We start from the raw sequence: 22,525 nt of genomic DNA, 5'->3' as shown, positions 1-22,525 counted from the left end.
GGCTTTTTTTATTACCGATATAATGATTTTAAGATTGGTTGCCTATATTTTATCCCACATTAAACTCAAGTCCCAGCCCACGATACCCAACAATAGATATGGATGGGTCTTCGCTAAAATATTTGCGTAAGCGGCTTATAAAAACATCCATGCTGCGGCCTGAAAAGAAATCGTCGCTACCCCAAATTTCCTGTAAAATATCTTCGCGTTTTATCATGCGGTTACGGTTGGCATTGAGGTAGGCAATAAGGTTAGATTCCCTTTCGGTTAAGCGGTGCTGTATATTGGTGTGGTTGAGTGTATAGTTGGTGCTGTTAAATGTGTATCCGCCAATAGCAAGGTCATCATGTGTTGGTTGTGTGGCGGTGGTTGTAAATGCCCGTTGCGAGCGGCGCAGTATATTGTTTATACGCAAAATAAGTTCATCGGCCTCAAAAGGTTTCACAACATAATCGTCGGCACCTAGTTTAAGCCCCTTTATTTTATCTTCCTTTAAACCTTTTGCAGTCAGGAAAACCACCGGGGTATCTGAGTAGTTATTTATAACATTTTCGGCAAGGGTAAAGCCATCCATGTTGGGCATCATTACATCAAAAACACAAATATCTGGATTGATCGAACTAAAAACAGTAAGTGCTTCGGCACCGTCTTTAGCCCAGGTAACCTTAAAGCCGGAAAGCTCAAGATACTGTTTTAAAATACTGGCATAATCAAAATCGTCTTCGGCTAATAAAATGTGTTTCATGGCGTAGGTATCAATAGAGTAAAGGTGCTGCCGTGGCCTTCGTTACCACTAACCGATATGCTGCCTTTATAAGCTTCGGCAATTTCGCGCACATAATGCAGGCCTAAACCCAATCCTTTTGTAGTGTGTACATTACCTTTTTCGACACGGTAAAATTTGTCGAACACGGCAACTTTTTCTTTTTGCGGAATTCCAATGCCATTGTCTGTAACGGTAAGGGTAACGTGTTTACCAGTGTTTTTAAAAGCTATGGCAATATCTGTTCCTCCATATTTTATGGCGTTGTCCAGCAGGTTATGCAATACAGTGCACAAATGCAGGCGGTCTATGTAAACCGATGTGCCCTCGCTGGCAGTGCAGGTAAATGTAACCTGCGGGTGCGACAGCATAAAATCGTGAACCATTTCGTTAACGTCGTTGCAGGCTAATGCTTCGGCATGTTCAGTATTAATGTTGTGGTGGCTTAATGAGGCTTTAGTTACCTGGCTTACCATTTTTTGCATGCGCTGGTTTTGCCTGCTAATAATGGCAAGTGTGTTGCTAAGCTGCTCCGGTGTAAGTTTTGCCTCTTTGTGCTGAAGGGTTTTTACGGCAATATCCATGGCGGCAATTGGCGTTTGAAACTCGTGCGTAATATTATTTACAAAATCGGTCTTTATGTCGGCTATCTTTTTTTGGGTAATAAGATTTTTAATAGACCAGTAAAACAGTATAATTACCAATAGTATGAGTATTATAGAAAATACCAGCAGCCCCAGCATCTTGCCAAGTACCTGTTTTTGCCAGTTGGCTATGCTGTAGGTGCGCGATGATATAACTTCAAATTCTCGCTTATTGCCTAAACATCCGGCGTCTACGGTGCTGCCATCCCATTTAGATTGCGAAGCAGGAATCTCATGGGCTTCATCAGTCTTATTACCATACAGCAGCATTTTACCTTTAAATATTGTATCGGCTTTAAGCCCGCCGCCCCTGAATACTACTGCCTGCGTGACATAGTTGTTATAGCTTACATCATATTCTTCGAAAAAGCCATTTTTCTTTATAAACTCATTTGTTACAGTAGAAAGTGAATCTCTTATCTTTTCTATAAGGTCTACATATTGCGATTTTGTAACTGTACCTTCATTGTACTGAGCAACAAAATAAGTGGTTTTTTTCATCCATACAGCATTAAGGCTGTCCAGCTTACCCGTGGTTTCAAGAGCCAAAAGTTCCTGTCTTATCGTGTGGTCGGCCTCACGTGCATACAGTTTATAGGTGTTTTTAATAAAGTAAGCCTGTATGCATGCCAGTGCAGCCACAGTTAGAACACATCCGGTAATGAGTAGGGGTATTTTGTGTTTCATTGGTCACAAACATCTATAATATACAAAGCTACTGTTTTTGTGTGTTTTACAGAAGTAATTTTTTTGCGTTAACCGTGCGTTAACCTTGAGGGTAAAAACGTTGAGGTTTAAGGTATAAGGAACAAAAGGAGAGGTAAGGATGTTTCAGGAGGATAGAAATCTCATTAACCCTCCGTTAACCCAGCATTAACCCATATATTTAAAGCAATTGCAGAGATTTGCAGCACAATCAATCAACCTTATCAAAATATAATGGGTTCATCATCAATCATCACTACTATTTTATTATTGTTATGCATGGCAGGGTTTGCACAAGGCCCTGCCCTTACAGGCAAGGTGACCGACAAAACAGGGCAGCCCCTGGCTTTTGCCGATGTACTGCTGCTTACTGCGCAGGATTCTGTTGTGCAAAAATCTCATACTGAAGAAGATGGCGGTTTTGAGATTAAAGATATTGCTAACGGAGATTATAAACTTAAAGTAAGCACTCTTGGTTTTGCTGAACATGCCTCTCAGGTTACTGTTAACGGATATACTAAACTACCCGTTATTATGCTTGGTGAGGCGGCAAAACAGTTAAGCGATGTGGTTATAAACAGTAAAAGACCTATAGTAAAACGCAAAGCCGACAGGCTGGAATTTGATGTGGAGAATTCTATACTTTCAAGTGATAATGCCTGGGAAATATTACGAAAGACACCGGGTGTAACTATCGGAGTTAACGGGCTTTCTATAAGGGGTAGCGAAGGCATACTGGTTACTATTAACGATAAAAAAGTGTATCTTACAGGAACCGAGCTGCGCAACCTTTTAGAAAATACCAACGGAGATGACATAAAATCGATTGAGGTTATTACAACACCTCCGGCAAAATATGAGGCGCAGGGCAGTGCTGTGCTTAACATAAAAATGAAAAAGAACGGCAAGTTGGGCTATAAATCGTCGCTTTCGGGTGCATTTGAGCAAACCCGATACCCAAAAGGTGTATTATCCAGCAATCATTACTATAAAAACGAAAAGTTCTCTATTTATGGAGGCTATATGTATGGCTCAGGGCATTATTACGGAACCAGTAATGGTGAGGTGCGCTACCTTGATGATAATGGACAGCCCGAATCGGTGTGGAAAAACAGAGAAGTAACACACTACAGGTCTACATCGCAAAACAGCTATAATGTAGCTGCTGATTATCAGATAGACAGCCTTAATACGGTCAGTGCAGGTGTAAATGGTTTTTTTAGCCTTAAAAGCACAGCTAATGTAAATACCTCGACGTCTATTTATGATGCAGCGGGAGACTTAGAGTCGGGATTCGATACCCATAACCACCGTAAATATCCACAAAAGAACAATACTGTTACAGCCACTTTTGAGCATAAATTCAATAATAAAAATAAGGTTAGTTTCAGTTCAGATTATACCCGCCATCATTTTGACCAGGATCAAAGGGTGCACAGTGTTTTTGCGTTGCCGGCTGCCGACCCTTACCGATACAACACTATTAACAGTGATGATAGCCGCCGTATAAGCCTTTTTTCGTCTCAGGCAGATTACACCGGAGAGGCTAAAGGTTTTGCTATAGAGGCAGGACTGCGCTATGGTAATGTAAATGCAGATAATGATTTTTTGCTAAGAAATGAAGACACCCAACTACCACAACCCACGGCTACCGATAATTTATTTTTATATGATGAAGATGTTTTTGCCGGATATGCCGGGGCAGAAAAAGAGTTTGGCAAATGGAACCTTAAAGCCGGATTGCGTGGGGAATATACTAAACTGAAGGGTAACTCTGTTACTACAGCGCAGATTAACACTCAGGATTATTTTAAAATTTTCCCTACTCTCTATGCTATGTATAAGGCAAACGACAATAACCAAATAGGGGTGTCTTACGGCAAACGAATTATAAGGCCGCAGTATTCATCGTTAAACCCATTCAGGTTGTATGCAACACCTTACAGCTACAGCACGGGCGATCCACGCCTGCAACCCGCCATTAGCCATAATTTTAGCATTCTCTATACACTGAACAATAAGTATAATATTGATCTTTATTACAACTACCGCAAAGACCCTGCTATGGAAATAACCTATCAGGATTATGCCACCAATACCACCATTACACAGTTTACCAATATAGATAATAATGCCGATGCAGGTGTTAGCTTCAATACCAGCTTTGATATTTTTGAATGGTGGCAGCTGTCGGGTCAGGTAGAGGGCGGTTATCGCGAAAACACTTTTATGGGGCCGGACAGGCAACTGTTTACCAACAATAAATGGTATGGCAACGGCAATATGAACAATCGTTTTAACCTGAGTAAAAAGAAAGATTGGCTGGCTGAGGCAAGCTTTTTTTATCAGTCACCGGTAGTTAGCGGAGCCTATGAGATTAGCGGTATGTCGAGCCTGTCATGCAATATTAAAAAGATTTTTGCCGATGGAAAGGCAGAGGTAGCGTTGCTGTTCTCTGATATTTATAAAGGACAGAGGCAAACTATAACAACTAATTACAGCAATCAGTACAGTACAGCCGACCTTTGGAACGACAGTCAAACGTTCAGGATACAGTTCAGGTATCGCTTTGGAAACCAAAAGCTACAGGGTAAAGCCCAAAAAGAAGACAGCGAAGAAAAGTCGAGGTTGTAAATTTTTATAGTCACGAATTGCACAAATTAGCACTAATGTAATTGACCTGCCAGTTCGTTTGCGTGCAATTCGTGACTAAACTTTCTTAAAACAAATTATACCTTACCCCCAGGAACACACGTCTGCCTTGTAAAGATGCATAGTTGTAAGCTGTGTCAAATGTATAGCCGTTGGGGTTGCTCACCGGGTCATCGGCTGTTTTATTAAAAGGGTCAAACGGACGCATAAGCGCATATTTAGGTACAAAATCAAAAACATTTTTTACGCCGCCATAAAACTCCAGGCCATAGTCCAGTTTTTTGGTAAGCTGCAGGTTGGCAATACAAAACCATGGCGAATATTCCGGCCTATAATCATTAGGCAATATTGGCAGTCGCATTGGTCCATACCAGTTGCCTGTAACATCCAGACTAAAATTATTAGGGAAGGTATATGTGGCAATAAAATTACCCGACCATTTTGGTGCGTGGAGTTGCTGTACTTTGGTTTTACCTCCTATACCGTTGTCTTCTTTTTGGAAAACATCCATGTATGAAATGCCTGCCATAACCTTAAGCGGGATTGTAAAAACAAGATCGGTGTTAAGAGATACCCCCTGAGATATGGCATGCCCGTTTAGGTTGTCGTAAATTATTTTTGTTGGGTCGCTGTCAAAATCGCCTACAATTTTGTTGGTAAAATAAGAGTAGAAGCCTGTGGCGTCAAATGTAATATGTACAGCATCTGTGGGCACTTTCAGTACATAGTTAAGGTTGCTGTTGTAAGAACGCTCGGGGTTTAAGGCTTCGGTAATTACTACTTCGCGGGCACCGGTAAGTGCGGCATGGTCTTCTGTAAAAAGGTTTACCACCCTAAAGCCAGTGCCAAAGCTGGCGCGAAGAGTGTTGTTATTGTTAGGAGAAAATTTATAGGCCACCCTTGGCGAGTGTATGCCTCCATGATGTTCATCATAGTCAAACCTGTAACCGCCAAGAACGGTGTGTTTATCATTCAGTTTCCATTCGTCCTGAACAAAAAGTCCGGGTAAAGGGGTTTTCTGTGGTTTATTGTTTCCGTTAGCATCGGCAGTACCGGGTGTGTTGTCGTCATAATGAGTGTAGCGCATTGCAGCACCCAACAAAAAGTTGTGCCCTCCGGCAAAAGTTTTATCCCAATATGCCTGCAAAAAGCCCACCTGTTGTGTAGCCATATAAGGCGTGTCTCCGTAAAAAGAGTTCTGGTCGTGCCAGTTATAAGAAAATTGTGTAAAAATGCGCTCGGTGGTTGGTAGCTGATAAAGCCCTATAAGTTCTGCACGACGGGTATAAATACTTTCGCCATAAATGCTGTCGCTGCCGCGCCATTGTTTATTCCATTGCATTTCGCCGCCCCAGCGGTCTTCATAAACATATCTGGCGCCAAGACTGAAAAGGCGATTTTCTTTGCGGTCAAAATTCCATTTGTTAAAAACAGAAATACGGTCCTGCTGTGTTACATCTGTAAAATTATCATGGTTTTTATCTGCCTTTACATTATAGTTAAAGTAGTTAAGCCCTAATAACGAGGTTGCTTTGCCTGCTTTAAATTTAACAGCACCATCAAGGCTGTGCTCGCCCCAGCTGGTAACAAAATAGTCAGCACTAATTTGCGGTGCTTTATAAGGTGTTTTTGTAATTACATTAATAATGCCTCCCATAGCCTCTGACCCATATAATGATGACGCCGGGCCTTTAACCACCTCGATACGTTCTACCAAACTATTAGGTATGCCACTTAGGCCATATACTGTAGACAGTGAGCTTACTATAGGCATTCCATCTATCAATATCATAGTGTATGGCCCCTCCATTCCGTTGATGTGAATATCGCCTGTGTTGCATACGTTACAGTTAAGCTGCGGCTGCACGCCGTTTATCATGCCCACGGCTTCAAACAGGCTGGGTGTGGGGTTCTTTTTAAAAAGTTTCGGAGTTATGATCTCTACAGGTATGGGGCTGTCGGTTCGGCTAACCTCTTTCATGGTTCCGGTGATTACCACTTCTTCCAGTGCCTGGCTGTCTTCCTGTAAAGTGACGTTCAGCACTACAGGCGCGGTGCTGTTTATAGTCACTTTCTTTCGGATAGTTTTTAAGCCAACGGCACTAAAAATTATTTCGTAAGTACCAAAAGATACCTCTTTAATCTCATAATTTCCGTCGGTGTCGGCAGCAATAGCTCTCCCTGTTGGATTTAAAATTACTGTGGCAGCGGGTATGGTTTGTTTCCCATCGGTTACAGTTCCTTTAATTGTTCCTGTTTGTGCAAATACTGTAAAGCTGGTTAGCAGGCATATAATGTAAAATATCTTCATGGGTAATTTTATAATTAGCTTTACAAAAGTAAATATTTAGTTTAGACTAAAAATTATTTTTAATAAAATTTACAAATAAAATTAGCTGATGTAAAATTTGAAGATGTAAAGTTGACTCGAGTCATAATGAATACTTTTTTGGAGACCCTATTAGATAAAACAAGAGAGCCTGAATTCTAAATGAATTCAGGCTCTCTTGTTTAGGTGTATTGATGTTTAAAACCTGTAGATGGCACCGATGCTAATGTCGCTAAGGTTAAGGCCGAAGTTAAACTGGTCAGTATTTTCTACACCATCAGCGTCTGGATTATCGGTTCTGTAGCTAAGAATCCCAAATTTAGCTTCCAATGCAAAGTTTTGCGATATAAAATAACTTACACCGGGTGCAAGACCAATACGCATGGCGTTACTGTTGTCTTCGGTAACGGCTTCGATTTTAGAGTGAATATAATCTACACCAAGTTCTCCAAATACAGAGAAACTGTTAGCAGGAGTTACATAATACCTTCCAAAGGCTCCTACCGATAGTTCACTTGTTTTAACATCGGGAGTGCCTGGTGCTTCTTCTTTGCCTGATGTGTAGCCTAATGCAACACCAAGTGCTATATTAGGAGTTAAAAAATAGCCTGCTTTGGGGGAGATATTAAATGAGTTGGTTTTATTGTCTCCGGTAGATTCAGAACCTATTCCTATTGAACCTGTAATAAATATATCACCCTGGTTAAAACCGCCGCCTGTTGTTGGTGTTTCCTGTGCCTGAACAAGGCCGAAAGCTAATAAAGCCAGTGAACAAATTAATTTTTTCATTTTGAGTTGATTTGATTTGTCTCAAAATTACTCTTTGACTTGTTTAAGCTTTGTTAAGTATTGCCTAAAGTTTTATTAAACAAATTCTGACGGGGTATTATAAATAAGCCCCGCTGGGAAACGGGGCTTATGCTTTCAAAAAGAAAAAAAATACACTAATTATGTTGACATCCACAACTTTCAATTAGCCAATACTTGCGGCTTATGGCTAATTGGCAACACAATGTTAAATTTGAAATAAATTTATGTAAAAAAATACGCTAAGTCAATCTATTTTTTAATTTAATTTAATTATGTTGTTAATTTTATGAATTTGAGTGTATTTGTTAACTCTTTATGCGTAATTTTTAAAGATGATGGGCTAACATATCTTCATATTGTAAAATTCATTAGTAGTAAAACTTATTAAAAACTAATTTTAAGTAAGAAAATACTGCAATAATATATTTTAGTATGTATGAATTTGCTTTTAATTTACTTATTTAGAGTGTTATCCCTTTACTATTTCTTTAAGGTTTGCTATTGTTGCAACAGGATCGGGTGCGCCAAAAACATAGCTTCCGGCAACCAAAACATCGGCGCCGGCCTCTATAAGCTGTTTGGCATTTTTGTTGGTCACTCCACCATCTATCTCAATAAGCGTTGATGCTCCCTTTCGGGTAATGCTCTCCTTAAGATTTTTAATTTTAGTGTAGGTGTTCTCAATAAAACTTTGTCCGCCAAAGCCCGGATTAACGCTCATAATGCAAACAAGATCAATATCATTAATAATATCTTCCAAAAGGTTAACATTGGTGTGCGGGTTTAGGGCAACTCCGGCCTTCATGCCTTCGGCTTTTATAGCCTGTAGTGTGCGGTGCAGGTGGGTGCAGGCTTCATAATGCACAATAAGGTTATTGGCGCCAAGCTTTGCAAAGGTTTTGATATACTGATCTGGGTTCACTATCATTAAATGTACATCGATGGTCTTTTTAGCATGACGGCTTATGGCTTCCAGCACAGGCATGCCAAAAGAAATGTTGGGTACAAAAACACCATCCATAATATCAACATGAAACCAGTCGGCTTCGCTGCTGTTTATCATTTCGATGTCGCGCTGCAAATTGGCAAAATCTGCCGATAGTACAGAGGGTGCAATAAAAGTATTTTTCATCAGGTAGTTATGTTATTGGTGCAAAGATAAAATTTTTACTGCGGGGCATTAAACCTTTTGGTTTAAAAAGTGTCTCAAACATTGTAGTGGTGTATTAAATTCATCATTTTTAAATATTAAAAGCCTAAAAAAACGAACTGTTTATTTTAGATTTGCTAAACTATATACAATAAAATCACCTTATGAAAATTAAATATGTTGTTTATGCTGTGTTGCTGCTTGGCCTTGGCGGACTTGTTTATTACAGGATAGCAGAAAACAAAAAGCAAAATGCAGAGAACTCCGGCAAAGGAGGTGGCGGCAATAAACCGCCTATGGCTGTTAGCGGCGTTGTGGTAAAACCGGGAGAGTTTAATAATACCCTTTCGTTAACAGGAACCATAGAGGCTAATGAGCAGGTGCAGATTACGACCGAGGTATCGGGCATTGCGCAGAATATTTATTTTAAGGAAGGCTCTACAGTTCAAAAAGGCCAGGTGCTTGTAAAGATAAACGATATAGAATTGCGTGCCCAGGCAGGCCAGACCAAAACAAGGCAAAATCTGGCATCTGAGAATGAGCGCAGGGCAAAACTGCTTTTAGAAAAAGAAGCCATAAGCCAGGAAGAATATGATATTGCCAGCGCCGATTTTAAAACTGCACAGGCACAAACCGCACTGCTAAATGCCCAAATTGCAAAAACCTCAATTCGCGCGCCGTTTACAGGTACTATAGGTTTGCGCAACATATCTCCGGGCACTTATGTAACCCCGCAAACACTTATAACAACATTGGTAAACAGCAGCGAGGTAAAGATAACTTTTTCGATTCCCGAAAAATATGCTTCACAAATGAAGGTAAACTCTAAAATACAGTTTACAGTAGCAGGAGACAGCCAAAAGCATGAAGCTACCATATATGCCTTAGAGCCTGCTGTCGAAGCTGCAACTAGAACATTGCGCATGCGTGCCCTTGCACCTAATCCTAATGGCAAACTTATACCGGGCACTTTTGCCAACATTACCCTAACGCTCGATAAAACTCAAAATGCCTACACCGTGCCAACAGAGGCTATTGTACCTGTACAGGACGGCAAAAAGCTGTTTATTGCCAAAGACGGAAAAGCGCAGGAGGTTATGGTAGAGACCGGAACCCGAACAAGTAAAGACATTGTGGTGCTTAGTGGTTTAAAACCGGGAGACACGGTGCTTACCACAGGTGTACTTACGCTAAAAAATGATGCCCCGGTTAAGGTATCGGTAACTCCTAATAAATAATTTATGAGTTTATCTACCTTAAGCATAAAACGTCCTGTTCTTACTATTGTAATGAATGTAGCCATAATCCTGTTCGGGTTTATTGGCTATACTTTTTTGGGCGTGCGAGAGTTTCCGTCTATTGACCCTGCACAAATATCGGTGCGGACCAGTTATGCGGGTGCTAATTCAGATATTATTGAATCGCAAATTACAGAGCCGTTAGAAAAAGCGATTAACTCTATAGATGGTATAAGGAACATAACATCGTCCAGCAACCAGGGATCGAGTAACATTACTATTGAGTTTGAACTCGAAAAAGACCTTGAAGAAGCTGCTAACGATGTGCGCGATAAAGTATCGCAGGCACTCCGCAGCCTTCCGCAGGATATAGATGCACCTCCTGTGGTGAGTAAGGCCGATGCCGATTCTGAGCCTATTATTACCATGACCGTGCAAAGCGGTCAACGCGACCCTTTGGAACTTAGCGATTATGCCGAGAATGTTATTGCTGAAAGACTGCAAACTATTCCCGGTGTGAGTAGCGTACAAATATGGGGGCAAAAAAAATATGCCATGCGTCTGTGGGTAGACCCCGTAAAACTGGCGGCCTATGGTGTTACTGTTGCCGATGTGCGCAATGCCCTGAGCACACAAAATGTAGAGTTGCCTACCGGTAAACTTACAGGAGCCAATACTGAACTTACAGTAAAGACATTGGGCAACCTTGCCACACCCGAAGAATTTAATAACATTATTGTTAAGGCTGATGCCGATAAAATTGTGCGCCTTAGTGATGTAGGTCGTGCCGAATTAGGCCCGGAAAATCTTGAAACCAAGATGACCAACAATGGGCAGCAGCTGGTGGGGCTTGCCATCATTCCGCAGCCCGGAACCAATTATATTGAAATTGCCGATGCTTTTTATAAACAATACGAACAGCTTAAAAACGAACTGCCCGAAGACCTTAAGCTAAATATTGCCATAGACAATACTGTATTCATTAAAAAATCGGTGCTGGAAGTTGTAGAAACTTTGGGTATATCGGTTATATTGGTAACGCTTATTATTTATCTTTTCTTTAGAGACTGGGCTATTGCATTAAGGCCATTGCTGGATATACCGGTATCGCTTATTGCTACGTTTTTTATAATGTACATTGCAGGTTTTTCTATCAATGTACTTACGCTTTTGGCTATTGTACTGGCAACAGGCCTTGTGGTAGACGACGGTATTGTGGTAACCGAAAATATCTTTAAAAAAGTAGAAGAGGGAATGAGTCCTATTGAGGCTGCATTAAAGGGAAGTAACGAAATCTTTTTTGCGGTTATCTCCATCTCAGTTACACTTGCTGCAGTATTCCTTCCGGTAATATTCTTAGAAGGTTTTGTGGGCAGGCTGTTTAGGGAATTTGGGGTCGTAATAGCCTCGGCAGTGCTTATTTCGGCATTTGTGTCGCTTACTCTTACCCCAATGCTTAACGCCTATCTTATAAAAGGCGGCGTACATAAAAAATCAAAATTCTACGATTTTACAGAGCCCTATTTCTTAAAGATGAACAGTGGTTATGCCGAAATGCTAACCTCGTTCATGAGACGCAAATGGGTTAGTATTCCTATACTTATAGTTTGTCTTGGACTGATAGGACTATTCTTCAGCATTCTTAAAAAAGAAACGGCTCCTTATGATGACCGCAGTTTTGTTGGACTTAACATTACAGCACCCGAAGGTGCATCTTACGATTATATGGACCGTTTTATGCAGGAAATGGAGCAGCTTATAAACGACTCCATCCCTGAAAAGAAAGTGAATCTTGTTATTACTTCACCTGGTTTTGGCTCCGCGTCTGTAAATAGCGGGCGTATCAGGCTTGCACTTAAGGAACCGGAAGAGCGCACCCGCAAACAAAAGGAAATTGCTGATGATCTTAGTAAATGGACCAAGCGCTATCCGGAAGCAAGGGTGTCAGTGTCAGAGCAGCCTACTATTGCCGTTAACCGTCGTGGTGGTTTCCCTATACAATATATTATTCAGGCACCCAACTTTGAGAAGCTGCGCGAAAAAGTGCCGGAGTTTATGGATGAGGTAAGTAAAGATCCTACCTTTTCGATGACTGATGTGAACCTGAAATTCAATAAGCCTGAGATCAACGTAACTATAGACCGCGAAAAAGCGCAAAGTCTTGGCGTGTCGATGTTAGATGTGGCGCAAACACTGCAACTATCATTAAGTGGCCAGCGTTTTGGTTATTTTATGATGAACGGCAAACAGTATCAGGTAATAGGGCAATTTGATAAACCCGACCGCGAAAAACCGCTGGATCTTACCTCTATTTACGTTAAAAGTAACACAGGGCAGCTCATACAGTTAGACAACCTTGTAACGGTAGAAGAGCAAAGCAGCCCGCCGCAGTTGTACCACAACAACAGGTTTATGTCGGCCACTGTGTCGGCTGGTCTTGCGCCGGGAATGAGTATAAGCGACGGTATCGAAGCTATGGAGCGTGCCAAAGCCAAAGTACTCGATGATACTTTTACTACCGACCTGAGCGGAGAATCGCGTGACTTTGTGGAGAGTAGCTCTAACACTATGTTTGCGTTTGGACTTGCATTGTTGCTTATCTATTTAATTCTTGCAGGACAGTTTGAAAGCTTTATAGATCCGTTTATTATTATATTAACGGTGCCAATGGCGGTTGCCGGGGCATTGCTGTCACTATGGCTTTTTGGGCAGACATGGAACATCTTTAGTCAGATAGGCACTATTATGCTTATTGGTCTCGTAACCAAGAACGGTATTTTGATAGTAGAGTTTGCCAACCAGCTTCGGGAAGAGGGCAAGCCCAAATATGATGCTATTATGGAAGCTGCTGAGTCCCGTCTTCGCCCTATATTAATGACCAGTCTTGCCATTGCGTTAGGTGCATTGCCTATTGCCATGTCTTTAGGGGCAGCCTCTACCAGCCGTATAGGCATGGGGGTTGTGATTGTGGGAGGAACGGTTTTCTCACTGGTGCTAACGCTTTTTGTTATACCTGCTATTTACTACATGTGGTCGCGCGCTAAAAAGCACCGCCCTGAGTTTGATGCCATCAAAGACCTGTAATATTTTTACCTGTTATGAAGTTTTACCTCTATATATTTCTTGCACTTTTTACGGCAAACTGTTTTGCACAGGATTTTCTTTCGGTAGAAGATGCTGTTGCAGCCACGTTAAAAAATAATTATGATATTAAGCTTGCGGCCAACGATCTTAAAATAGACGAGCAAAACGTAAGCCTTGCCAACGCAGGATTACTGCCAACGCTTTCTGGTACGTTTAATCAAAATAATAATATCCAGAACTCGCGCCAGATAAGAACAGATGGTACAGTCCAAAACCTTGACAATGCCCGTAACAACAGCATGAACTATGGGGTTAGCCTTGGGTGGACCATTTTTGATGGTTTCAGGATGTTTGCCCGTTATGACCAGCTTGAAGAGCTTGAAAAACTGGGGCAGACAGAACTTAAATTTACCATTCTTGACCGTGTTAATGATGTGATGCTTACCTACTTTAATGTGGTACAACAACAGCAAATGCTAAAAGCTCTTGATACGGCTATTGTAATTTCTAACCAAAGGGTTGAAACAGCAAAAAACCGTTTTACTATTGGTAAGGCAGCCAAGTTGGAAGTGCTTAATGCACAGGTTGACCTTAATACCGATCAGACTAACTTTTTACGCCAAAAAGAGCTTTATGAGAATACAAAGACGTATTTGAATGAGTTGATGGCACGCGACCTTGCCAGTAAATTTGTGGTAGCAGACAGTGTTACTGCCGATAATAAGCTTAAACTTGTAGACCTGATGAACCTTGCCGGGCAACAAAACCCGCAAATACAAATGGCAATGATCAATAAACGTGTGGCAGAGCTTAATTTAAAACAGGTAAAAGCAGCGCGATATCCGCAGGTAGGGGTTACCACCGGCTATGTATTTACCGAAAGCGAATCGAGCCTTGGGTTTGCAAGAGAGAATTCCTCGCGTGGTCTTAACTATGGTATATCAGCTTCGATAAATATTTTCAACGGTTTTTTACAGAACCGTAATGAAAAAGTAGCCAAAATACAGATCGAGAATACCGATGTGCTTATTAAACAGCAAACACAAACGATCAATTCGCAGCTCATGTCTGCCTATCAAACCTATCTTACCAATTTAGAGCTGGTAGAGCTTGAGGCAAAAAATGTTGCCATTGCCAAGCAAAACCTCGATATTACTATGGAGAAATATCGTATAGGTACCATTACTACGCTTGAGGTACGCACGGCACAGCTTAACTATGTAAACGCCCTTTCGCGCAACAGCACGGCACAATATAATGCTAAAGTAAGTGAAGTGTCATTAAAAACACTCGCTGGTAACCTATCGTTTTAATATTTCTGCAGCCACGAATTACACGAATTTGTACCAATCTTTATGAGTGCAAATTCGTGTAATTCGTGGCTGTCTTTTTTGTTGGGTCAAAAATTCTTATTAAATTTTTAACAATTGCCTGCAATTTTTGTAAGCTACTATCGTTATAACAGAGAGTTAGTTATTTAAGAGAAGTATGCCTGTATAAAAAACAAAAAACTCCGGTAATCAGCCGGAGTTCAATCATCAATCAAAAAACGAACAGTTATTGAAACTGTTTGTGCTTTTATATTTTTGTAAAAGTATAGCGCATATTAAACCGCCAAAATACAAATATTATTTAAAATATGAAATTTTGGCGGCTCTTTTTCACTATATTTTAATTATCCTAAGTAGGTTTTAAGGATTTTGCTTCTCGAAGTATGTTTTAACCTCCTGATAGCCTTTTCTTTAATTTGGCGTACACGCTCGCGTGTAAGGTCAAAAGTTTCTCCTATCTCCTCAAGGGTCATTGGGTGTTGGTCGCCAAGGCCAAAGTAAAGCCTTACAACATCAGCCTCACGTGGCGTAAGGGTTTCAAGAGCTCTTTCAATCTCTGTGCGAAGTGACTCATGTATAAGTTCCCTGTCCGGGTTTGGAGACTCACCAGAACGTAATACGTCATAAAGGTTAGAATCTTCACCCTCTACAAGCGGCGCATCCATAGATAGGTGGCGGCCGGAGTTTTTCATGCTCTCTTTAACATCGTTAACGGTCATGTCCAGCTCTTTTGCAATTTCTTCGGCACTTGGAGCGCGTTCGTTGCTTTGCTCAAGCAGGGCATACATTTTATTAATTTTGTTAATAGAACCAATTTTGTTAAGCGGTAAACGCACTATACGTGATTGCTCTGCAAGAGCCTGTAGTATAGACTGACGAATCCACCATACGGCATAGGATATAAATTTAAAACCACGGGTTTCGTCGAAACGCTGAGCGGCTTTTATAAGTCCTAAGTTACCTTCGTTAATAAGGTCAGGAAGCGTTAATCCCTGATTTTGATACTGTTTTGCTACCGATACCACAAAACGCAGGTTGGCTTTTGTAAGTTTTTCAAGAGCTCTTTGGTCTCCGGCCTTAATGCGTTGTGCTAACTCTACCTCCTCATCTGCTGTGATCAAATCCACTTTACCAATCTCCTGAAGGTATTTGTCTAATGAAGCAGTTTCCCTGTTGGTTACCTGCTTGGTAATTTTTAATTGTCTCATGTAAAAATTCCTGAGTTATTTTAAGTATTCAGTAGTTATACGTAGCGAGTTGCAAAAAAGTTACAAAGCAAGGCCTCAAATTTAAAATTTAACAAAAACATTATCACGAATTAATGCTTTGTTGTTTGGTAATAAGGCGTTTAAGTTTTTATTTTTTATCTGAAAATAAATTAAAATCATATTGTAGCCCAGCCTGTAGCCCAAAAGAATATGGTGTGCTGTTGCTAAAAGTATTTAGGTAGTATTTAAAAACGGGTTCTGCATTTAGGTTTAGCTCAGGTATTACTTTGTATGAGAAATGAAAGCCAACTGTACCACTAAAACCTACATTTTTTACATTTTTAGTTTCCCCAAGCCACATTGTGCCCCGGTTGTTTTGTGCATATACAATATTTTTGGTTGTTAGCACCGTGCTGATTCCGCCTAATATACCTACGCTAAGCTTAGTATTACAAACGTTATATGTCATTTCAACAGGTATTTCTATAAATTCTATTTTTTGTATTATGTCGACCATTGCCTCATTTGCCTGTGTACCTAAATGTTTTACTATGGCAGCATTAGATCCATTTCGGGTATAGTTAATACCGGTGTAATTTGAGGGAGGCATTAGATGCACATATCCGTTATCAGTTGTAACCGTACCAGGATTACCGGGAACAACGCTGTATGTACTTTTTAGCAAAGCATTTTTAGTAGTGTGTTGCAGCCCCGCCATTGCTATACCAGTACGCAGGCTCCATTTTCGATTAAAGTTATAACCAATAAATACTCCGTAGTTAAAGCTAACTTTTGTGGTTGTTTTATTTGCAGATAGTTTTGCGTCAGGCAACAAGGCATCATTAAGCATGTACTGTGTTGGAGAAACATGTGCAAAAACATAAAATTGTTTAAAATTGGCTATAGTGCTACTGTCACTCTTTGTTGTATTTTCTTCAACAACATCTTTGCAAATGGCTATAGAATCTTTTGCTTCAGCAACACTAAGGCTGTCTTTAAGTTGCGATATAGTATCTATAAATTCAGTATCCATTTCGGGTATTAAATTATTAGCAATATTGTTATCAGATGCATTATCTTCAATGCTATTTAAACTTTCAAATCTTTCTTTTGTGTCGTCGTCGGGTTCGTATTTTGAGTCTTTTACAGGCAGTCTTTTTTTCGTTTTTTTATTTCCTGAAATGTCTGTGTTTTTGGTGAGATAATTGTTGTTTTGTGATTCTTTCTGTCCAGTTTCACTTAAATTATAGGAGGCTAAAATGTTATTGCTCCTGGTTTTCTTAGGGGTATTCCCTCTTTTGTCTCTTGAAACTATTATTTTATCTCCGGAAGTTCTGTTAGTGGCCTGTGTTGTACTATTTGCATTATCGTCCTTACCATTGGTTTCGGATAATATATTGGTTTCTTTTTGTTTAGTAGGATCGGTAACTTCTACAGTTGTGTAGGTCTCTTTATCCTCCCAAATTTGAGTGTTCGGCTCATTGTTTTCGTTATCTGATACATGCTTTGAAGTATTGGCTTTATTCGAAATATCTTTTATAGTAACACTTTTATTGTTTTTGTCAGGATGTATATTGCTCTGAGTGTTGCCAGTATTATTCTCTCCCGGTTCCGTTATATTGTTGGTATTGTAATCTTTAAGAAGGTATCCTGTAATTATTGCAAAAAGTAATGAAAGAGTTATTAGAGCTATTTTCAAGATAGAAGAGGCCTCTGTCCAAAACAAGGGCAAAAATCTGCGTTTTTTTTCAGGCAGGTTAGTGTGAATAGCATCCCATAGTGAAATGTCCGGCTGCTTTTGCAGGTTGTCCAGCTTTTCGCGAAATGCTTTCCCTATGTCTTTTTTATTTTCCATTGCTTATAATATAATTAGGGTGGGAATGCCTGTTTGTAATTTTTTCTTTCAATATAGCCTTGGCACGGTGCAGGTTAGATTTTGAGGTGCTTTCGGATATTGATAGCATTGCCGCAATTTCTTTATGGGAATAGTCGTCAAATTCGTAGAGACTAAATACAAGCCGATACTGATCCGGCAATTGTTGCACAAGTGCCAGTATGTAATCTGCCGGAAGGTTCATCTCTTCATCAGTAACTGTAACATCATCCGGTATATCTTCTTTTACAGGTACAAGTTGGAGCGTTTTTTTATAACTGTTTACGGCTTTGTTTATAGTAATGCGCTTTAGCCATCCCTCAAAAGAGCCTTTCCCTTTATAATTGCCAATGTTTGTAAATATCTCGATAAAAGCATTGTGCAGATTATCTTCGGCTTCTGCCTCGTTCCTGCAATATTTTAGACTCAGCATAAAAAGCCTGTCTTTATACAAGAGGTACAACTCCCGTTGTGCGTGGGAGTTGTACTTTATACAGCCTTTTATGATTTTTTCCTGATCCAAAAGAAAGTCTTTATATGTAAGATGCTAAAAACTATTCGTTGTAATAATAATAAGTTTCCGTAGTGCCGTTATTTATTAAATCATAATACATATTGTGGGTTATGTAGTTAAGACTGTTAAATTCAGACTCGTTGTTGTAGATTCCTAAAACGCTTTTTAAATAGAAATTAGAGTTTTGTGCTACAGAGTCTATCAGTTTACCTACAACTGTAATATTATTTATCTGTGTTGTGGTCTTTAAGCGGTTTTCAGGAACAGCAACATTGTAATATTCCATGTTTATTATGGTATTGCTATCAAGTATTGATTGCAGGTAAGTAACAGGTTTATCGCCCTCAAATACCAAGGATTGATTTTCGTTAGTAGCGTTAAGTTGCGTAAAAAGCCCATCCTGGTTTGCAATATAAGTTCCTATATTTTCGCTGGTACCGTTATCTTCGTTGTGATATGTAACTGAAGCATTACCATTAGCAGCATAGGTTATGGTTTTTCTGTAGTTCGATACAGATGATACTGCAGATAACTCTGTAATACGGCCGCTGTTGTCGTAAGTAAAATGATAAGTTTCTATTGCTTCATTGCTAGTGTTGTAGACAATTTGTGAAGCAGAAGTGGCTGTTAATGAACGTACAGTAGTAGATATTAAACTGTGTGAGTTAAATGTACTGTCGGCAACAATAAAGCCATCCTCAAAATACTGTACCGTTTTGCCTGTCGGTATTGTCGCTGTACTATTTTCGTAGAAATCTTTAGACGGATAATACGTTTCTACCCTTTGTAACGTAAGCTGGTTTTGCTGTGACGGATTAACATTCTCTGTAATGTTTTCACTCGTGCATGATACCAGTGTGGCAACAGCAATTAGTACTAAGTAAATGTTCGTTTTCATGATGAGCAATTTAAAGTTATACCCTATAGTCTGCATAAAAACAAAAAGGTTGCGCAGATTACAAAAATATTTTTAAAAATTGCAAATCATTTTCAATTTGCAGTACTCAATATCTTCCTATCTATATAAAAAGTGCCAAAAGGTATCATACAGGCTACTAAAACTTTCCAGGTAGTTTGTTTAAACTTCCAGCCTTCAGCAACGGCTACGCTTAGTGTGTTGAATATAAAAAGAAGAAACAATGCGCCATGTATTGGTCCCAGTGTTTTTACCATTAGGGCATCGTTGTTTAGATATTTCAATGGCATTGCAATAAATACAAGTGCAATAAGTGATAGGCCTTCTAAAAATCCTATTATCCTAAGGCGGCCAATATTGTTTTTTAATAAGTGTATCATAATTAGTATCGAATTAAAGGTCGGTGAGATAGGGGAGAAAACGGCCATGGTATGGCTATAAATAGTACTACTGCGGCAATGCTAAAATAAACAGCCATTGTTTTAAACTTACCGGAATCAACAGGTTCGCGTTTAGCTTTTGCCGATCCAATTGTAATTAACACTACAGAAACAAGCATTAAAGCAATGTGTGTAAAGCCAAAGAAAGTCGGTTCACCTGTCATGTCACCAATGCCATTATTGTAGTATTTTACCATAGGGCTTTGAGTATATAGTATCATTCCGATAAGTAATTGAGTATGAGCAATGGTTGCTGCCCAATGCCGAAGCAAGTTATTACTTTTTGTAAACGGCAGTTGTTTATTGTAGCCTTTCCAGCCAGTATATATGCTCAAGGATAAACTTGCCACCACCAGCCAACGCAGGGCAGAGTGGATGACTAATAGTGTCTGATACATGATGTGCTTTAATTGATGATGTGCAAAGGTAAATTAAAAACATACTAATCGGTATGTTTTTGGATAAAAAATATCACAATGTCTTGAGGTAATTTTTAAATTCCTGTAAAAAAGGAATGTAGCAATCTTTTCCGTAGATTTTTCCAAGGTTACGAATTCCTCCATAACCACTCATAATATAAACGGCAGTGTTATGGCTATTGGTCTCGGGTTTAATTTTTCCAGATATTTTTCCGTTTTCAAGACAGGTAACAATAGCATCTTTCCATTTATTGCTTAGGTTTAAAAGAGCTTTTGCAAAATCGCTGTCCTGCCCAGCCATTTCCTCAACCAGGTTTATCGCGGGGCAGCCATACTTTACTACAAAAAACGTGTTTTCAAGTAGCAGTCCGTGCATCATGCTGTAAATTTCTGTAACAGGATCCTGTGCTTTAGAAAGGGGTTCAGTCAGGGCATCTATCATTCCTGGATACATAACCTCATTTATCATGGCAAGCCCCATCTCGTCTTTATTTTTAAAATGATAAAAAAAAGCTCCTTTGGTTACTTGTGTTGTGGCAATAATTTCGTCTACACTGGTAGTGCGATACCCTTTTTGGTACACAAGCGTAAAGGCTTTTTGGAGTATATTAAGTCTGGTAGCAGCAGCTTTAGATGACATTGACGAATGTTTACAGCAAAGATAAAGCTTATATACTATTTCAGCATGCCAATTTCTTCTTTCAGTCGATCGATTTTAGATGGTGGTGAAGCGTGTTTTTTGGGTAACTTACCGTCTGCGCCTACAAGCATGTACCACGGAATGGATATAGACCCGTTGTTGTCAAAAATTTTTCTAAGGTCGGCATTGAGTTGTTCACCGGCTCTTATGTGTTGACCTTCGAGGCCATAATAGTTTATCATTTTTTTCCACTCTTCTTCTTTATTGTTGTTGTCTATAGAAATGTAAACTATGGTAACACCATTTTCTTTTAATAGCTTATAGAGGGCATCTTTGTGTGCAAACTCCTGCCTGCATGGGCCGCACCAGGTTGCCCATACATCAAAATACAGTTTTTTGCCGTTGAATTTTTTAATGAGCCCGTCTAACGAGTTAATTGCAGAATAATTATCTACAAACGCTGTACTTTCGGTAAGATTTGTGCTGGTAGAGTGGAGCTTTATAATGGGGTCCATACCTGGCTCCAACAGTTTTATATAAGTGCTGTTTGGGTAAGTTTGCTTAAATAAATTAAAAGCAGTTACCATGCTCTCATCTTTAAAGCCTTCAACAATATTGTTGTTCAGGTCGCTGGCCATGTAAAACTCCATATACTGTGGTGGGATGTTCTTTTTCACAATCTCTGTTACATCAATCTCCTGAGCCCTTTTATAGTCAAAGTTGCCGGCTTCAAGCCATTTATAATTTACATAGCCATCTAAAAATAAGTATCCCCAAGGCGTTTTGTTAATGCCAATGCCGTCAGCAGGAAGACCGGTATAAAAGTCGCACCATTGCTTCATTACGTTTGCTATGTCAGGATTAGGTTCACGCAGTGTCATGCCACTTTTTACAAAAGACCCATAGCCTGCCGCACAGGCAAGAAAGTATCGTCTCTCCTGTTTTAAATAGTTATAAACGTCTTTTGGTATTGCGCTGGATTTTAATAGTTCATCCAGTTTAGCATTGTCTGAATCTGCATTTTTTTTGAGTTCCTGCTTTATTTCTGCTGCGGTCTTTTTCCAAAACTGTTGGCTGTAATCGTGTACCAAAACCATTTTGTAGTTGCCATACATTTTGTTATACAGTTTTTGGTATTCGCTGCTTTTGCCCTGCACGGCAAAAGGATTTTCTTTATTGTCGCGATTTATAATAATGCTGTAGCTTTCTCCGGGCGTTGCAATTACGGATCCGGCTGGTTTAAGATCATAATACAGGTCAATGACAGTTATATCGGTAAGATCACATTTTATTACAAAATTGCCCTGAACGTCGGGCTTAACAGAATAATGCATATCAAACCCCATACTACCGTTTACAGGTGCTGTGTATCTTATTTCGGTAGGTAGCTTTCCTTCAACTTTACCATTTATAATAGTTTCCTTAGCATAAACATTTACCAATGCAATTAAGAAGATAGTAAAACTATAAATGATGGTTTTTAAGTTCATGGCAGGTTTACGGGATTGCAGGATTAAAAAAAAACGTTTTAGTTTTACTAAAATACTGTTTTTTTAATTGCAAACTGTAAAATATCAGTGCTTTATTGTCGAATATAAAAAGAGCCTGAAACTTTAAAGTAATTCCAGTTATAAGTATAATTTAGTCAGTCAGTAATAATATGATTTGATTACAATTTTACCACAAGAATCACAAGGTTTTCATGAAATGCACAAGGTAGTACGAATAATATTGTACACAACGGGCAACAAGTTGTCTTACGAAGTTCACAAGGCTTTAAGACTAGTGCTGTTGGTAGATATAGCTTTG

The 22,525-nt window shown here is 39.6% G+C and carries 17 protein-coding genes; 4 read left to right on the top strand and 13 right to left on the bottom strand.

Annotated elements, in window-relative coordinates:
* Window positions 1-49: 49 nt before the first annotated feature.
* Both GR160_RS07275 and GR160_RS07270 read right to left on the bottom strand, forming a co-directional pair.
* Window positions 50-745 (bottom strand): response regulator transcription factor, encoded by a 696-nt coding sequence (locus GR160_RS07275; RefSeq protein ID WP_160749204.1) that lies wholly within the window; start codon window positions 743-745, stop codon window positions 50-52.
* Entirely contained in the window at window positions 742-2,094 is a 1,353-nt protein-coding gene (locus tag GR160_RS07270; RefSeq protein ID WP_160749203.1) for a sensor histidine kinase KdpD, read from the bottom strand. Before GR160_RS07270 ends, GR160_RS07275 begins: the two co-directional genes overlap by 4 nt.
* 252 nt (window positions 2,095-2,346) lie before the next feature.
* Between GR160_RS07270 and GR160_RS07265 the strand changes: the two genes are divergently transcribed.
* Entirely contained in the window at window positions 2,347-4,746 is a 2,400-nt protein-coding gene (locus GR160_RS07265) for an outer membrane beta-barrel family protein (RefSeq protein ID WP_160749202.1), read from the top strand.
* Window positions 4,747-4,831: 85 nt separating this feature from the next.
* Here GR160_RS07265 and GR160_RS07260 read toward each other — a convergent pair whose 3' ends face one another.
* The 3 genes from GR160_RS07260 to rpe form a co-directional block, all read right to left on the bottom strand.
* A complete protein-coding gene (locus GR160_RS07260) occupies window positions 4,832-7,075 on the bottom strand; it encodes a TonB-dependent receptor (protein ID WP_160749201.1) in 2,244 nt (747 codons plus the stop codon).
* Window positions 7,076-7,291: 216 nt separating this feature from the next.
* Entirely contained in the window at window positions 7,292-7,882 is a 591-nt protein-coding gene (locus GR160_RS07255) for an outer membrane beta-barrel protein (RefSeq protein ID WP_160749200.1), read from the bottom strand.
* A gap of 490 nt (window positions 7,883-8,372) precedes the next feature.
* Window positions 8,373-9,035, bottom strand: coding sequence for a ribulose-phosphate 3-epimerase (gene rpe / locus GR160_RS07250; RefSeq protein ID WP_160749199.1), 663 nt, complete (start codon window positions 9,033-9,035; stop codon window positions 8,373-8,375).
* Between the two features lie 182 nt (window positions 9,036-9,217).
* On the opposite strand from rpe, the gene GR160_RS07245 reads away from it, so the two are divergent.
* From GR160_RS07245 to GR160_RS07235, 3 genes are read left to right on the top strand one after another with little or no spacing between them, the layout of a single operon-like run.
* Window positions 9,218-10,291 carry an efflux RND transporter periplasmic adaptor subunit gene (locus GR160_RS07245; RefSeq protein WP_160749198.1) on the top strand — a complete coding sequence of 358 codons (1,074 nt, stop codon included), beginning with the start codon at window positions 9,218-9,220 and terminating at the stop codon, window positions 10,289-10,291.
* A gap of 3 nt (window positions 10,292-10,294) precedes the next feature.
* The gene (locus GR160_RS07240) at window positions 10,295-13,375 is read left to right on the top strand and encodes an efflux RND transporter permease subunit (protein ID WP_160749197.1); all 3,081 of its coding nucleotides are present in this window, start codon (window positions 10,295-10,297) and stop codon (window positions 13,373-13,375) included.
* 14 nt (window positions 13,376-13,389) lie between these two features.
* Window positions 13,390-14,688: a TolC family protein gene (locus tag GR160_RS07235; RefSeq protein ID WP_160749196.1), complete on the top strand. Its 1,299-nt coding sequence runs from the start codon at window positions 13,390-13,392 to the stop codon at window positions 14,686-14,688.
* Window positions 14,689-15,050: 362 nt separating this feature from the next.
* Here the strand turns inward: GR160_RS07235 and GR160_RS07230 are convergent, their stop codons facing one another.
* The 8 genes from GR160_RS07230 to GR160_RS07195 form a co-directional block, all read right to left on the bottom strand.
* Complete coding sequence (locus tag GR160_RS07230) at window positions 15,051-15,914, bottom strand: RNA polymerase sigma factor RpoD/SigA (RefSeq protein ID WP_020212501.1); 864 nt, start codon at window positions 15,912-15,914, stop codon at window positions 15,051-15,053.
* Between the two features lie 148 nt (window positions 15,915-16,062).
* Complete coding sequence (locus GR160_RS07225; protein WP_160749195.1) at window positions 16,063-17,769, bottom strand: hypothetical protein; 1,707 nt, start codon at window positions 17,767-17,769, stop codon at window positions 16,063-16,065.
* The gene (locus GR160_RS07220) at window positions 17,759-18,310 is read right to left on the bottom strand and encodes an RNA polymerase sigma factor (protein WP_160749194.1); all 552 of its coding nucleotides are present in this window, start codon (window positions 18,308-18,310) and stop codon (window positions 17,759-17,761) included. The genes GR160_RS07225 and GR160_RS07220 overlap by 11 nt, the downstream gene beginning before the upstream one ends.
* 31 nt (window positions 18,311-18,341) lie before the next feature.
* Window positions 18,342-19,199 carry a hypothetical protein gene (locus tag GR160_RS07215; protein ID WP_160749193.1) on the bottom strand — a complete coding sequence of 286 codons (858 nt, stop codon included), beginning with the start codon at window positions 19,197-19,199 and terminating at the stop codon, window positions 18,342-18,344.
* A gap of 92 nt (window positions 19,200-19,291) precedes the next feature.
* The gene (locus GR160_RS07210) at window positions 19,292-19,597 is read right to left on the bottom strand and encodes a DUF3817 domain-containing protein (protein ID WP_160749192.1); all 306 of its coding nucleotides are present in this window, start codon (window positions 19,595-19,597) and stop codon (window positions 19,292-19,294) included.
* Window positions 19,598-19,599: 2 nt separating this feature from the next.
* A complete protein-coding gene (locus GR160_RS07205; RefSeq protein WP_160749191.1) occupies window positions 19,600-20,055 on the bottom strand; it encodes a hypothetical protein in 456 nt (151 codons plus the stop codon).
* Between the two features lie 73 nt (window positions 20,056-20,128).
* On the bottom strand, window positions 20,129-20,716 hold the full coding sequence (locus GR160_RS07200) for a TetR/AcrR family transcriptional regulator (protein WP_160749190.1): 588 nt from the start codon (window positions 20,714-20,716) through the stop codon (window positions 20,129-20,131).
* A 35-nt stretch (window positions 20,717-20,751) separates the two neighbouring features.
* Window positions 20,752-22,206: a TlpA disulfide reductase family protein gene (locus GR160_RS07195; protein ID WP_160749189.1), complete on the bottom strand. Its 1,455-nt coding sequence runs from the start codon at window positions 22,204-22,206 to the stop codon at window positions 20,752-20,754.
* Window positions 22,207-22,525 lie beyond the last annotated feature (319 nt).

Origin of the sequence: Flavobacterium sp. Sd200 (genome assembly GCF_009826935.1) — a bacterium.
Lineage (GTDB): Bacteria > Bacteroidota > Bacteroidia > Flavobacteriales > Flavobacteriaceae > Flavobacterium.
The sequence above is the reverse complement of the archived record's forward strand: the minus strand, read 5'-3'. Positions and strand labels throughout refer to the sequence as shown.